This window comes from Streptomyces sp. NPDC031379, from assembly GCF_055569615.1.
On record NZ_JBVIIT010000009.1, the window covers coordinates 104,138 to 118,350 of the forward strand.

Below are 14,213 nucleotides of genomic sequence, written 5' to 3' on the forward strand. Positions count from 1 at the left end.
GAGGCGAGCGTTCCTTCCCCGCCCGCGGAGATCAGCGCAGGCGCAGCGCCTCGCGGATCGTGCCGAACAGGTCGGTCTGGTTGGTGACACCGAGGACGCGGTACGCCTGCGGGCCCTGGGCGGCGATCCGGACCTGGGTGCCGGTGTGCTCCTGGGACTGGCCCGGGGTGTTGGTCGAGTAGTTGACCTTCAGCTGCTGGCCCTCGTCGGTGACCAGGGTGGAGGACAGGCCGGGCGGGGTGGCCTCCAGCGGGACGATCTGGCTGGTGTGGGCGTGGTCGGCGGTGGTGACGACGAGGGTGTCGGGGTGCTGGGCCGCGTAGGCGCGGGCCACCTTGACCGCCTTGTCGAAGGCGGCGGTCTCGCCGATCTGGCCGCAGGGGTCGGCGGCGTGGTCCTGCTTGTCGATCGAGGCGCCCTCGATCTGCAGGAAGAAGCCCTGCTTGGAGTGCTTCTGCTGCTGCTTGGCCTCCAGCAGCTGGATCGCCTTGGTGGCGGAGTCCGCGAGGCTCGGCGTCGTCGACGGGCGGTTCGGGTTGGAGGTGACGCACCGCTGCGGGTCCGTGCCGCCGACGGCCGCCGCCTTGCCGGTCCACTCCACCGGGACGTTGCCGGTGGCGAGCAGGCCGAGCACCGGCTTGCCGTTCTTCACGCCCTTCAGGCCCGCCTTGTCGGTGACGACCTGGTAGCCGAGCTTCTTCGCCTGCTCGGTGACCGTGAGGCCCTTGTACTTGCCGTCGGTGACCTTCTGGTCGAAGCGCTGCCTGCCGCCGCCGATGAGGACGTCGACCTTGTGGTTGACGGACTGCTCGGCGATCGAGCCGGGGCCGCCGGCCGCGATGGCGTCGGTCGGGCACTTGGCCATGTCGGCGGGGCCCTGGCAGGAGCGGTCGGTGGCGTGGGAGGCGAGCACGGCCGGGGTGGCGTCCGTGAGTTCGGCCGTGGTGACGCTGCCGGTGGCGTAACCCTTCTTCTGGGCCAGCTCCAGGAGAGTGGGGACGGCCTTGTCGGTGCCGGGCGTCTTGGAGATACGGCCGTTGACCGTCTTCACACCGGTGGCCCAGCCGCTGCCGCTGGCGGCGGAGTCCGTGACGTAGTCCGGGGTGCCGTCGGCGTGGACCGCGTAGGTGGTGTAGGCGCCGGTGAGGGGGAACTTGTCCATGTTCAGGCGACCGTTGGCGCCGACCGTGTAGTCACGGGCGAGGGTGATCTCCGAGTCGCCCATGCCGTCACCGATGAGCAGGATGACGTTCTTCGCCTTGCCGTCCCTGATCGCGCCCCTGGCCTGCTGCGCGCTGTCGAAGGCACCGGCGGCGGTGGTGACCGCCACGGCGGCCGTGGTCGCGGCGACCAGGGCGGTGGCGATCGTGAGGTGACGGCGGGTGGGTCTGTGCATGGAAATGACTCCTTGAAGCGTCCGGCGTGCGGATGCGGGCACCAACGGGAGCCAGATCACCAGGCATTGGCGAAGCAGAGGTGAATGCCCGGCCATGCAGGTGCATCCAGGACATGACACGCGTGGGCGGCCCGGACCACGAGCCGGAGCCGCCCGGGCGCCGCGGCTCACGCCGCGGCGGGGTGGGGCTGTGGTGCGGTGAGCCGCCCCGTTCGAGCGAGGGCCGCGACCGCCGCGGCGCAGGCCGTCCCGGTCACGGTCAGGGCCGCCCAGGTCAGCCAGGTGGCGTCATGGCGCCGGGCCAAGTCCCAGAGTGCTCCGGTGGCGAGGTTGCCCAGGGTGATGCCCAGGCCGGAGAGGGTGTTGTAGAGACCGTAGTGGGTGGCGACCAGGCGGTTGCCGGACAGGGCGACGACCGTGTCCATCTCGAAGGGGTAGACGATCGCGGACCCGGCCGCCAGCAGGATCACGGACACGACCAGGGCCACGGCCACGGCCGTCGAGGAGCCGGGAGGGCTGAGGGCGAGCGGAACGAACGCGAGCCCCATCGCGGCCAGCCCGCGCACCAGGGCCTCATCGGGCTGCCAGCGGGCCTTCGCCCAGCCGGTGAGCCGTAGTTGGCCCACCACGGCCACCGCGGCGGAGATGACGAACAGCCCACTGGTGACCGCGGTCCCCTCGGCGCCGAGGGCGTCGGTCGCGGCGAGCGGCAGGGCGAGGTAGACCTGGAAGGTCAGGACGTACGAGCCGATCATCGCCGCGGAGAAGAGCAGGAACGGCCGGTTGGCCACGACGCTGCGCCACTGCGCCGGCACGCTGTCCTGCTCCGTGTCCTTCGTGCGCCGGTGGCGCGCGGGCAGCGCGCGCCCTTGCAGCAGTGTGAGGAGGGCGAAGATGACAGCGGCCACCGTGCAGACGAGCCGGAAGTCGGCGGCCAGCAGGGCGAGTCCGGCCAACGGGCCGAGCAGCATGCCCGCCTGGTAGTAGACGTTGAAGGTGGCGAAGGCGTCCACGCGCCGCTCGCCTGCCTCGACGGCGAGGTAGGCGCGGACGGCCGGGTTGAACAGGGCGCCGGCGAAGCCCGTTGCGGCGGAGGCGGCGACGAGTGCGGGCAGGTCGTCGACCCAGCCGAGCAGACCGAAGCCCAGCGTGCGCAGGAGGCACCCCGTCACGATCGGGATCTTGTAGCCGAGACGGTCGGCGAGGGTGCCGCCGATGAGGAACATGCCCTGCTGGGAGAAGTTGCGGACGCCGAGTACGAGCCCGACGGCCCAGGCGGCGAGGCCGAGCCCGTCGGCCAGGTGGGCGGCGAGGTAGGGCATGAGCATGTAGAAGGCGAGGTTGATGGCGAACTGGTTGGCCATCAGCAGCCGGGCGACGGGCGGGAAGGAGCGGGTCTGCCGCCACAGGTGTTTCATCGGGTGGCTCCCACAGGTCCTTGGTGTCCGGGGCGGGCGAGCGGGTCGGTGACGCGGGTGCAGCGGGTCCAGCGGGTGACGGCACGGTCCTGGCTGTCGGCGATCTCGTGGGGGTCGTCGGCCGGCAGGTACCCGAGGAGGTCGTGGCGGCGGCAGTAGGTGTCGTCGAAGACCGTGCCGACGTAGCGTTGCGGCCCGTCGGGGAAGACCGCGACGATCCGGTCCTGGGCGGGCAGGGTGCGGGCCAGCCAGCGGGCGACGAGGGCTACGGCCCCGACGCTCCAGCCGCCGGTGGCGTAGTGGTCATGGGCCAGGCGGCGGGCGGCCCATACGGCCTCGGCGGCGGCGACCCAGTGAACCTCGTCGAAGAGGTCGTAGCGCACGTTGCGGGGATAGATGCTCGAGCCGAGGCCGCGCATGAGCCGGGATCCGGCGGGCTGGCCGAAGATCGTCGAGCCGGTGGTGTCGACCCCGACGATGCGCAGGCGGGGGAAGCGGCCGCGCAGCGCGGAACCGATGCCGGCCGAGTGGCCGCCGGTGCCGACCGAGACGACGAGGGCGTCGATGCGACCGAGCTGGGCGACGAGTTCGTGGGCGAGCGGGGCGTAGGCGGCAGCGTTGTCGGGGTTGTTGTACTGGTCCGGGCACCACGCGTCCGGGTGGCCCGCGAGCAGTTCTTGGACGCGTCGGCGGCGGGCCTCCTGCCAGCCGCCTTCCGGATGGGGCGTGGTGACGACGTCGACCCCGGCGCCGTACGCGGTGAGCAGCCCGGTCATCAGGGGTTCCATGCCGGGATCGGTGACGACGGTGACCGGGTGGCCGTAGGCGGCGCCGGCCAGGGCCAGCCCGAGACCCAGGGTGCCGGAGGTCGACTCGATGACGCGGGCGCCGGGCAGCAGCCGGCCGCGCTCGCGGGCGGCGCGGACCATGTGCAGGGCGGTGCGGTCCTTGATGCCGCCGGGGTTGTGGCCTTCGAGCTTGGCCCAGAAGCCGCGGTCGGCGGCGGTGAAGGGTTCGCCGATCCACAGGACGGGCGTGTCGCCGACGAGGCCGGCGGGGGTGTACAGCGGGTGCTTCGCGCCGGCCGGCGACGGGCCGGGAGGCACGGACGGAGTGGTGCGGGTGTGGTGTGTCATGGCGTGCTTCTCCTGCGGCCGGCGCCGTGACGGGCAGCCGGCCGGTGTGTGAGGAAGGCAGCGGAGGGGATCGGTCGCCGTGCGGCCCGCGTGGTGCGGGACACGGCGGGGGACGATCAGGTCCGCCACACGCCGAGACGGGCCCGGGTATCTCCGGGGGAGCACGCGGTGGACCGCGTGCGGGACCGGTGGAGTGCCGGCGAGGGGACGGCCGGGTCGGAGTCGGCAGGCTCGGCCGGCAGGACGGTGGGCAGGAGCGGTCCGGTCGGACCGAGGTCCCGCTGCGGCTGGACGGTCGGCTCGTCCAGACCACAGCACTGGGCGCCCTCGTCAGGCGCGGGTGTGCCCTGCCCGGCTGTGGTGTCCTCGCGATGCCTGTCACGGGGCTGCTGTCCGCAGGAGGCGGGAGCTGCCCGCGTAGGGACGTCCGCCCGCGGAACCGGCGCTGCCGTCGAGGCGTGGCAGCAGGCCAGGGCATGCAGGAGCGTGGCGAGCAACACGGCGACCACCGCTCCGGCCCGTGGCACGGAGCGGCTGCTTCGCGTGACTGATCCAGCTCGCACGAACGCAGAGAGTAGTCGTACGGTGCGTGGATTTCTCATCGGAAATGGTCCGGGCTCCGCTTCCGCAAGCGGCGGGGAGGGGTCAACCTTCCGGCGCCGCGCGGCCGCTGAGGTTCCGCTCGACGAGCGTACCGGCGGTCGGCTCCGCGCCGATGATCACTGCATCGGGTGAATCCGGGCCCCGGCACCGGCGCCATGACCGGTGGCTCGTCGGGTCAGGTGGCGGGCGGTGCGCGTCTGTGGGGGTGAGTTGCACCCGCTTTGGGGTTCGGCGGTGGCGGGGCGCGTCTCCGTGCGCTGAACCTGCTTGGGGGTTGGCGATGTGGGGCGTGCGGGGGCGCTGCACCCGCTTGGGGTTTCGGTGGTGGCGGGGCGTGTGAGGGCCCTGCGCCCGCTTCGGGGTTCGGCGGTGCGGGGCGTTCGAGGGCGCTGAACCCGCTCCGGGGTTCGGTGGTGGCGGGGCGCCCTGGGGGCGTGGGCGGGCGGTGCCGGGCCGGGACTTGGCGGGTCAGGGGGTCAGGACGACCTTGCCGGTGACGGTGCCGGACTCCGCCAGGCGCAGGGCCTCGGCGGCCCTGGTGAGCGGCAGTCGGGCGGCGATGGGAGCGCTGATGTCGCCGCGGCTCAGGGCCGTGAAGACCTCGGTGAGGTCGGTGCGCAGCCGGGCGCGGAAGCGGTTCTTGTCGAACTTCCGGCCGGCCCAGATGTTGTAGAAGTGGGCGCGGCGGCCGTTGGGCAGGCTGTTCCAGAGCAGGGTGCGGGCGAGGATCTTCAGCACGGGCCACTGCTTGGAGCCGGTGTCGTCACGGGTGGAGGCGCTGCCGTAGGAGACGAGGGTGCCGCCGGGGGCGAGCAGGTGCCAGGAGTCGATCACGCTGCGCCCGCCGACGTGGTCGAAGACGGCGTCCACTCCACCGGGGGCCAGCCGGCGGACCTGGGCCGGCACGTCCCCGGTGCGGTAGTCGACCGGGGTGACGCCCAGGGCGCGTAGAGCGTCGTGGTGCCGGGCGGAGGCCGTGCCGATCACCTTGACCCCGGCCGCGCGGGCGAGTTGGACCAGGATCAGGCCCACGCCGCCGCCCGCGCCGTGGACCAGGACGGTCTGTCCGGCACGCACGCGGGCCGTGCGGTGCAGCATCTGCCAGGCGGTGATGCCGTTGACCACGACGGTCTCGGCCTGCGCCGCGGCCAGGCCGTCGGGGACCTCGACCGCGTCCTGGGAGTCGACGACCACGTGGCTGGCCCAGCCGCCGACCTTGACCAGCGCGGCCACCCGCCGTCCGGCCAGGCCCGGGTCGACTCCCTGGCCGGTCGACAGCACCCGGCCCACCAGGTCGTAGCCGGGGACGAACGGGAACGGCGGCTGGTCGTAGTAGCGCCCGCGGCGCATCTGCTGCTCGGCGAAGGAGACCCCGGTCGCCTCCATGGCGATCACGATCCGACCCGGGCCGGGGTCCGGCACCGCGCCATGGCGGAGCTGCAGGCCTTCCGGCTCCACGATGCCCGGCAGAACGACCTCGACGTAGGGGTGGCTGCTCACGACCACCCTCCCTTCCCTAGTGGTTGTCGCGTTCGTTAGAAGTTCTAACACACGGGTTCCGTGATGGTCAATCGCGACCGTGATACCTTCTAACTAGAATGGGTCGAGAGAACGGGAGAACGGGGTCGTGAACACACCGGATACGGCAACTCCCCGGGAGCGCTACCGCGCCCAGGTGCGGGAGGAGATCAAGAAACACGCCTGGGAGCAGATCGCCGTCGCCGGCACGTCCGCCCTCTCCCTGAACGCCATCGCCAAGCAGATCGGCATGAGCGGGCCGGCCCTCTACCGCTACTTCGCCAACCGCGACGAACTGATCACCGAACTCATCAGGGACGGCTACCGCAGCCTGGCCGACACCTTCCGTGCCCGCGCCCAGGCCGGCGCCGGTCTCGGCGACCTCGCGCACACCATGCGCGGCTGGGCCCTGGAGGACCCCCAGCGGTACTTCCTCCTCTACGGCACCCCCGTGCCCGGCTACCAGGCCCCCGAGGACACCACCCGGCTCGCCTCGCAGATCATGGCCGTCCTGCTCGACGCCTGCACCGCCGAGGGACTCCCCGCCACGCCGCCGTCACCGCTGCACGCACACCTCGACGACCACCGCGCCTGGGCCGGGCAGCACCCGGCGCCGCCGGCGGCACTGCACCGCGCCCTCACCTTCTGGACCCGCCTGCACGGCGTGCTCTCCCTCGAACTCGCCGGCCACTTCACGGGCATGGGATTCGATCCGGCCCGCCTCTACACCGCCGAGGCGTCGGAGATCACGGGCCACTGACCGTGAGCGCAGCAGGACGCGCCCGGACCGCCTGCACGGCGGGCCGGGCGCGTCAGCCGTCCTGCTTCGATCGCCCACGGGCGCTGCCACCGCAGCGCGTCACAGCGTCGCGGTCGTACCCTCCCCGGACGCGCTGCCCGCGAGCCACTGGTCCCATCCCAGGTTGAAGGCGGCGTAGCCGTTGTCGGCCGGGGCCTTGGCTCGGGGCGAGCCGGTGATGGTGACGGGGTCGCCCTGCTTGACCTGGTCGTAGAACCACTTGGCGTCCGACATGGACAGGTGGACGCAGCCGTGCGAGCCGCGGGCGCTGCCGCTGCCCGGATTCGGGTCGCCGGTCGAGTAGTGCACGTACGTGCCGGACTGGGTGAGGTGGACGTCCCAGGGCAGCGTCAGGTCGTAGTAGTTGGGGCTGCCCTTGTCGCAGCTGATGCCGACGCTGCAGGAGGTCATGTGGACCTTCTCCTGCTTGTCGATGACGGCCATCGTGCCGTTCCACGTCGGATACTCGGCGCTGCCCGCATTGATCGACAGGGTGCGCTCCACCTTGTTGTTCCGGGTCACCTTCATGGTGTGGCCGGTCACCGAGACGTCCGCACGCACGTCGTCGCCGATCGTGAAGGTGTGCGTGTAGCTGTGCACGCCGTAGCGTCCGTTGCCGTTGCTGACACCCGTCATGTCGGCGTCGATCTTCACCTTCGTACCGGAGGGCCAGTAACTCTTCGGCCGCCAGTCGGCGCGCTTGTCGCCGAACCAGTGCCACGCGCCGGCCACCGGCTGCGAGGCACTCACCTTCATGTGCTTCTCCACCGTGGCCCGTGCCTTTGCCGCGACCGGGTTCGTGAAGACCACCGAGATCGGCATGGCCACGCCGACCTTGGTTCCCGTCTGCGGGGTGATCGTCTCCAGCAGCATCGGCGGGCCCGCGGGCTTCGTCGGTGACGCAGAGGCGCTCGCACTCGGCTTGCCCGACGCCTTCGCGCCGTCCCCGCTCGCCTTGTCACTGCCGCCCCCGCCGCAGGCACTCGCGCCCACCAGCACCGCGCCCGTGACGAGTGCGACCCCTATGCCCCCCTTGCGCCGTCCCACGACCTGCCCCGCTCTCTCGCTCCTCGGCCCTGACGGGCCCGACTTACTGTCAGACAGTCGGGCGAGGGTCGCAGTTGCATGCGTCGCGTAAAGGGTGTCTCAAGTCTCGGTGTGCACTGCCGGGCCGGGGGCCTGAGCACGCGGCCATGATCCCTGGCGGTCGCGGCCCGCGGAGCAGGGGTCCTTCGGTGTGTGCAAGGTCCCGCTCCGCGTGTCCTCGATGCTCACGCCGAGGTGTCAGAGCATCAGCAGCAGCCGCGTGTTCGGTACGAGCTTGCGGTTCACGCTGGTGCTCTGCACGAAGATCGTGAAGTCGTCGTTGTGGTCCGGCTTGACGCGGACCTCCACGTCCGGCAGGCCGAGCAGGGCTCGCGCCTCGGGCCCCGTGTACACCCGGTCCGTCTTCTTCTCCAGGACCGCGATCTGCTTCCGCGCCTGTATCTTCTCCGACTTGCTCAGCTGGTAGAACGCGCCACCGGTGCGGTAGGTGTGCCCGGATTCGACGACCCAGTCCCGGATTCCCGCGTCACGGGTCACCGGGATCAGCTGGTACTCCGAGGACTTCGCCGGGGTGAGGCCGGCCGCCTTGATGGTGTCCTTGTTGACCGCTTCCGCGCCCATGGAGAACACCGCCCGCGATCCCCGGATGCCCTGGGAGCGGCCCACCATGAACTTCTCGGTGGCCTGCTGGATGACCTGCCCGGCCTCCTCCAGACCCTGTGTGCTCGTGGCGTCCCAGATGGCGATGTTGTTCTTCGGGAAGCCGCACTGCATGGCCTCGCGCTTGCCCATCTGGTCCGGCACCAGAACGGCCAGCGTCCAGTTGTCCTGCTGCGTCTCGATCATCTCGGCCACGGCCGCGACCAGTTCACGCGGATCCCTGGTCGGGGCGTCCGCGCAGCGGTGACTTGCGTTCTCCTGCCCGTCGGTGAGCACGAACGTCAGGAAGCTGTGGTCGCCGTACAGCTGAGCCGTCTGCGCCAGCTCTCGCTGCGACTTCAGTGCCGCCGCCAGCAGAGCCGTCATTCCACCGACCCGGTACAGCTGCTTCAGCGACGGCATCCGCAGCACGTCCTTGTCGTAGATGACGCACTCCACCTTGTCCGCGAAGACGTACACCGTGACGCGGGTCTCCTGGTCCAGCTCCCTCGACCGGCGGGCAAGATACGCGATCTGCTGGTCGGCGACTTCGACGACCTTGCGGCTCAGGTGGGACATGGACGAACTGGCATCCAGCACGAGAGCAACGTGGTTGATGTAGTTCTGGTTCCCGGACATGACGGATCCCCCTCTTGCCGACTCTCTCCGACTCGATGCTCCGATCGTCTCACCGACCACTGACAATCGATCTTGGCTCCCGGACCGGACGAGGAGCGCATCGGGCGGGGGGTGCGGCCGGAGCGCGGCATGCGGAGGTACCGGCGACGCGCCCCGTCTGACGTGCTGTGCGGCAGATCACGGTGACCGATCGGACCGGCACTCCCTACGATGATTGCATCATGCATCTTTCTTGGTGCGCGTCACCCTCTTCGAGGAGACGGATCCCGTGACCACCCGCATCGTCGCGCGCGAGAGCCACTACGAGCGGACGGGCGAGCACCTCTACAAGCCCACTGCTCACGCGGGGGGTGCGTGGAACACCGATGAACAGCACTTCAGCCCACTGGCGGGGCTCGTCGTGCACGAGATCGACCGACACCTCGCGCAGCGGGCCGGGAGCCTGGCGCTCACGAGGATCAGCTACGACATCCTCGGCCGTATCGCCCTCGACGAGTGCGAGATCACGGTGGAGACCCTTCGTCCCGGCCGGACCATCGAACTCCTGGAAGCCGTCGTGGTCATCGCCGGCCGACCCGTCGTCCGCGCCCGCGCCTGGCTGCAGGCTTCTCTGGACACCTCCTCCGTGGCGGACACCCCCGTCGAGCGGCTCCCCGCCCCGGAAGAGTTCGTCCCCTGGGCCATGAACGAGGAATGGAACGGCGGCTACGTCTCCTCCATCGACGTCCGCCGCATGCCCTCGCCCCGCAAGGGGCGCACGGCGGCCTGGGTGTCCTCGCTCGTCGACCTGGTCGCGGGCGAGCCGAGCAGCGCCCTCGCCTCGTACATCGCTCTCGTGGACACCGCGAACGGCATCGCCGTGCAGCAGGACCCCACCGCGTGGATGTTCCCGAACCTCGACCTGACGATCCATCTGCACCGCCGGCCGCGAGGCCCCTGGACCGGCCTGGACACCACTGTCACCTTCGGCCCGACGGGCCAGGGCCTCACCAGCAGCGTCCTGCACGACATCGACGGTCCCGTCGGCCACGCCGAACAGATCCTCACGGTCCGGCCGCTGACCCTCGGCTAGGGCCGTGGCCGGGCGCAGGCCGAGCTGTCCTTCACCCCGACCTACGCCTCCTGGGACCACCCGATCGAGGCCCGCTTCGGCTAGCTGCGCCAGTGGCGGGCCCTCGCGTCACCTTCGCCAGAACAGGTGGTGCCGCACGCCGCTCGGGCTGGGTACGACTTCCAAGTGGAACCGGTCGAGCAGTTCGTCGGGTGACTCCCAGAGCCGTAGTCCGGACCCGAGCTTCACCGGCGAGACCGCCACGTGCAGCGTGTCGACGAGGTCGGCATCCAGGAACTGGCGGATGGTGGTGACCCCGCCGCCGAGTCGGACGTCCTTGCCTTCCGCCGCGTCCCGCGCCCGTTCGAGGACCGTGGCCGGGTCGCCGGCGACGAAGTGGAACGTGGTGTCGGAGAGCGTGAACGACGGACGCCTGTGGTGGGTCATGACGAACACCGGGGTGTGGAACGGGGGCTTCTCCCCCCACCAGCCGCGCCACTCATGGTCCTGCCAGGGCCCGCGCTGGGGCCCGAACTTGTTGCGGCCCATGATCTCGGCACCGATGTGGCGTGCGAAGTCCCGCGTGAAGTAGTCGTCGAGACCCCGGCTCCCCCCGGGATCCGTGCGCATGGGCCAGCTCGCCGTGGCTCCGGCCCAGGCGAACAGCCTCTCGGGATGGTCGTAGCCGAACGGCCGCTCGAGACTCTGGTGCTCACCGGCACCGATTCCGTCACTCGAGACGTTGAAGTTCATGACTCTCAGCAGTTGATCCACGTGTTTCCTCGTCCGGTCCTGTCGCGTCATCGTGCGGCGAGGCGCCGCACACCATGACGTCGAACGGGACATGGCCGGATCGACAGCGGCCCGCGACCTTTTTCCAAGGCGCGTCAGGAAGCGGCCTTTTGGCCACGGCTGAAAGGCATGGAGAGGCGGATCGGCGGGCCGTCATCCTCATGAGCGGACGCGCACCGGCCCTCGCATACGCGAAGGCTGACCGCGCCGCACGTCCATGACCGCTCAGGGCGAGGCTGTCGCACGGCACCCTCGCGGACGACGCCGCAGGGAGGGAGGAGCCGATACAGGCGCACCGTACGGGATGACGAGCCGTCGCCCGGCCGGAACATGCGAGCCCGGTGAGCTGCCGTACTGTCCGGGACACCCTTCTCACCAGGCCGGACAGCGAAACCCTGTCCGGGACGGACGGTAGGCGTTGTCGGCGCCCTCGCCGTTCAGCAGCATCTTTGGGGTCGGAGGCCTCCGGTAGCCGACTCCGTGTGGCCGGTCCCGCACTCGACCGTGCCGTGCGACTGACGATCAGACTCCACGGGGGCCGAACCGCTGCGGCCACGGCAGCCCGCACAGCGCTGTGTCTGCCCCTGACGGGTCCGGAACGGAGAATCACGTGAAGCGCACCCTGACTCAGCTCGGCCTCATGCTCGCCCTGGCCCTGTCGCTCCTCCTGCCCAGCGCGTTACCGGCCGGCGCCGCGCCGGTGCGGGACAACAGCGCGGCCCGGCCCGTGTACTTCGTGCCGGGCTACGCCCCGACAGGCCACCACGACTGTTGGGACGGGTACTGGCGCGCCATGGGCGACGCCATGCGTTCGTACGGGTGGACCGGGTCGTATCACACCGTCAGCTTCTACCACGGTGACACGAACTGCAACACCAAGATCATCGACGGTACGCGCGACGTCTCCATCAGGGAACTGGGCAGACTCCTCGCCTGGAACATCTACAGCTCCTACTCGAAGAACAACATCTCCGTCGATGTGGTCGCCCACTCCATGGGCGGGCTGGTGACCCGGGCGGCGCTCACCGGCGTGGCCCGGAAGGAGAGCGGCTGGCCGCCCTACCTCTATGTCGAGGACGTGGTGACCCTCTCCACGCCGCACAAGGGCACCGGCATGGGACTCCTCTGCGACATCCTCGCCGGCTTCACCCAGTGCGAGGAGATGACCCCCGGGTCGTGGTTGCTGAACACCTGGCTGTACAACGCACCTCAGTCCGCCCAGGGCACCGACTGGACCCTCGTCGGGGCCGAGGACGACGACACCGTGGACAACGAGTCCGCCGTCGGCATGAGCGGCGCCGGCCACACCGTCATCTATCGCGCCGGTCAAGGCATCGAGCACGACGCCATCACTCGGACGACGACCGGCACCTACCAGCAGTGGTACTGGAACTACTACGACAAACCGTCGTACTGGACCAGTGCCGGAGCGCCCCCGGCCCGGGTCGCCAACAACGCCATCTACCACTGGTGGAAGTGGTGACCAGGACCAACACCCGCATCACACCCACGGAAAGGAACATGATGCTCAGACGCATATGGCAGTTCGTCGTGGCGGTCCTCTTCAGCGGCCTCGCCCTTGCCGTCATGCCGACCGCGGCCCACGCGGCGACGAAGGACGCGTGTGTGGACAACCAGGTGAGCGGCACGGTGTGCATCACCGTGTACCACACCGGCACGTTCGTCTCGAAAGTGTACGCAACGCACGAGTACTACTCGGACCGTGGCGACTACTGCGGTGGCTCACTGTGGGACCCCCAGCAGGTCTACATGGTCTTCAGCCTGTCCGGAACGCTCAACACCGGCAAGCCCTACGCCGTCCACGGCACCGGGCGGTGCGACGTGTCCTACACGGAAGACCGGGGGAAGACGGAGTACCGAACCTTCGTGGTCGACCGGACCTTCAAGTTGGGCAGCTCGCTCTGCATGCGCACCACGTACCTCACCCCCGCCGACGACGGCTCCAGGCGAGCCTGTGTCCGGCTGTGAGCGGGGGCGCGCCGTGAAGACGACACGCTACGGAATGATCCTCGCCGCCGCGGCGGCGAGTCTCCTGCTCGCCTCGCCGGCCTCGGCGGCGCCGACATACGCGACGGCGTACTGCGGGTACACCACCGACATAGACGGTCACATCGGCGAGTGCGGCAGGGGTTGGTTCTACGACCCCGGCACATGGGAGAAGCTCAGCGTCCAGGACAGGCACGAGGACGGGCACAGTGCCGTGTTGCTGTGGAGCCGGGGTGGTTCCGACTTCGGCAGCGTCTGGGCCACCTCGGGCGTCGGCACGATAACGGCCGAGGACATCGACTTCCCCGAGGGCGTCACCGTCTCCTTCCGGGTGTGCGCCGGCGAGGCGGGCCCGGCGACGATCCTCCTCGGCACCTGCGGATCCTGGAAGACGGTCACCACATGAGCGCCGTCAGGACCCGCGCGGTCGGCCTGCTCGCGGCGGCGGCGAGTGCGACGGTTGTGCTCGTCGCCACACCGGCCGCCGCCTCGGGGACACCGTTGACGGTCGAGCGCGGAACGTCGGCGTTCCGCACGTGCGCCGAGTCGGAGGTGCTGCCGCAGCACCGTACCGGGACACAGCAGATCCCCGGGGCCAGATCGTCCTGGATCATCTGCTGGAACGGCACCCGGGACGCCGAGATCACCGGATCCGTCCAGGACACGGCAGCGGACGGTCTGTCCGCCAGGGTGTACGTACGGTACCGGCACTGGGAGAACGAGGCGGAGGGCTGGCACTGGCACTATGACGAACGGCTGAACACGGCTTCCGGGAACACCGCGAAGACGTACTACCAGGCCTACAACCTGGATTCGGTCACTCACTCCTTCCAGCCGATATGGGACGTCCAGGTGAAAACCTGCGCGGGCTACGCCGACGGCTACTGCACCGGCTGGAGCTGACACACGCCGAAAGCCTCCCGATCCCGCGCCCCGGGCTGAGGTGAGGACGGGGAACGACAGGGCCCAGGCTCCCGCGCCGGCGAGTTCACTCGCCGACGTGACGAGCCTGGGCCCTGTCGCCACGCGGCACGCGGACGACACCACGACCGCCGGCTCACGGATCACGGCGGTGGGGGGGGGGGGGGGGGGGGGGGGGGGGGGGGGGGGGGGAGAAGGGGGATGGGCAGCGGACAAAGCGAGAGAGGAGGGGAAAGAGGGGGTGAGG

Annotated in this window: 13 protein-coding genes; 6 read left to right on the forward strand and 7 right to left on the reverse strand. The window is 70.3% G+C overall.

What is annotated here, in order from left to right:
• Positions 1–31: 31 nt before the first annotated feature.
• From ACZ5CW_RS15315 to ACZ5CW_RS15330, 4 genes are all read right to left on the reverse strand, one after another.
• On the reverse strand, positions 32–1,396 hold the full coding sequence (locus ACZ5CW_RS15315) for an alkaline phosphatase (RefSeq protein WP_468601307.1): 1,365 nt from the start codon (positions 1,394–1,396) through the stop codon (positions 32–34).
• A 167-nt stretch (positions 1,397–1,563) separates the two neighbouring features.
• Positions 1,564–2,814, reverse strand: coding sequence for an MFS transporter (locus tag ACZ5CW_RS15320; RefSeq protein WP_468601309.1), 1,251 nt, complete (start codon positions 2,812–2,814; stop codon positions 1,564–1,566).
• Positions 2,811–3,950 carry a PLP-dependent cysteine synthase family protein gene (locus tag ACZ5CW_RS15325; protein WP_468601311.1) on the reverse strand — a complete coding sequence of 380 codons (1,140 nt, stop codon included), beginning with the start codon at positions 3,948–3,950 and terminating at the stop codon, positions 2,811–2,813. The genes ACZ5CW_RS15320 and ACZ5CW_RS15325 overlap by 4 nt, the downstream gene beginning before the upstream one ends.
• Positions 3,951–5,021: 1,071 nt before the next feature.
• Complete coding sequence (locus ACZ5CW_RS15330; protein ID WP_468601313.1) at positions 5,022–6,053, reverse strand: medium chain dehydrogenase/reductase family protein; 1,032 nt, start codon at positions 6,051–6,053, stop codon at positions 5,022–5,024.
• A gap of 127 nt (positions 6,054–6,180) precedes the next feature.
• Between ACZ5CW_RS15330 and ACZ5CW_RS15335 the strand changes: the two genes are divergently transcribed.
• Positions 6,181–6,831: a TetR/AcrR family transcriptional regulator gene (locus tag ACZ5CW_RS15335; protein ID WP_468601315.1), complete on the forward strand. Its 651-nt coding sequence runs from the start codon at positions 6,181–6,183 to the stop codon at positions 6,829–6,831.
• A gap of 99 nt (positions 6,832–6,930) precedes the next feature.
• Here the strand turns inward: ACZ5CW_RS15335 and ACZ5CW_RS15340 are convergent, their stop codons facing one another.
• Both ACZ5CW_RS15340 and ACZ5CW_RS15345 read right to left on the reverse strand, forming a co-directional pair.
• Positions 6,931–7,917, reverse strand: a complete 987-nt coding sequence (locus ACZ5CW_RS15340; RefSeq protein ID WP_468601317.1) for a L,D-transpeptidase — start codon at positions 7,915–7,917, stop codon at positions 6,931–6,933.
• A gap of 237 nt (positions 7,918–8,154) precedes the next feature.
• Positions 8,155–9,195 carry a vWA domain-containing protein gene (locus ACZ5CW_RS15345; protein ID WP_468601319.1) on the reverse strand — a complete coding sequence of 347 codons (1,041 nt, stop codon included), beginning with the start codon at positions 9,193–9,195 and terminating at the stop codon, positions 8,155–8,157.
• A 268-nt stretch (positions 9,196–9,463) separates the two neighbouring features.
• Between ACZ5CW_RS15345 and ACZ5CW_RS15350 the strand changes: the two genes are divergently transcribed.
• Positions 9,464–10,267: a thioesterase family protein gene (locus ACZ5CW_RS15350; RefSeq protein ID WP_468601321.1), complete on the forward strand. Its 804-nt coding sequence runs from the start codon at positions 9,464–9,466 to the stop codon at positions 10,265–10,267.
• Positions 10,268–10,375: 108 nt separating this feature from the next.
• Here the strand turns inward: ACZ5CW_RS15350 and ACZ5CW_RS15355 are convergent, their stop codons facing one another.
• On the reverse strand, positions 10,376–11,020 hold the full coding sequence (locus ACZ5CW_RS15355; RefSeq protein ID WP_468601323.1) for a dihydrofolate reductase family protein: 645 nt from the start codon (positions 11,018–11,020) through the stop codon (positions 10,376–10,378).
• A gap of 628 nt (positions 11,021–11,648) precedes the next feature.
• On the opposite strand from ACZ5CW_RS15355, the gene ACZ5CW_RS15360 reads away from it, so the two are divergent.
• From ACZ5CW_RS15360 to ACZ5CW_RS15375, 4 genes are read left to right on the forward strand one after another with little or no spacing between them, the layout of a single operon-like run.
• Complete coding sequence (locus ACZ5CW_RS15360) at positions 11,649–12,521, forward strand: esterase/lipase family protein (RefSeq protein ID WP_468601325.1); 873 nt, start codon at positions 11,649–11,651, stop codon at positions 12,519–12,521.
• Between the two features lie 38 nt (positions 12,522–12,559).
• Positions 12,560–13,027, forward strand: a complete 468-nt coding sequence (locus ACZ5CW_RS15365; RefSeq protein ID WP_468601327.1) for a hypothetical protein — start codon at positions 12,560–12,562, stop codon at positions 13,025–13,027.
• Between the two features lie 13 nt (positions 13,028–13,040).
• A complete protein-coding gene (locus tag ACZ5CW_RS15370; RefSeq protein ID WP_468601329.1) occupies positions 13,041–13,451 on the forward strand; it encodes a hypothetical protein in 411 nt (136 codons plus the stop codon).
• Positions 13,448–13,948 carry a hypothetical protein gene (locus ACZ5CW_RS15375; protein WP_468601331.1) on the forward strand — a complete coding sequence of 167 codons (501 nt, stop codon included), beginning with the start codon at positions 13,448–13,450 and terminating at the stop codon, positions 13,946–13,948. The genes ACZ5CW_RS15370 and ACZ5CW_RS15375 overlap by 4 nt, the downstream gene beginning before the upstream one ends.
• The last annotated feature ends 265 nt before the right edge of the window (positions 13,949–14,213 follow it).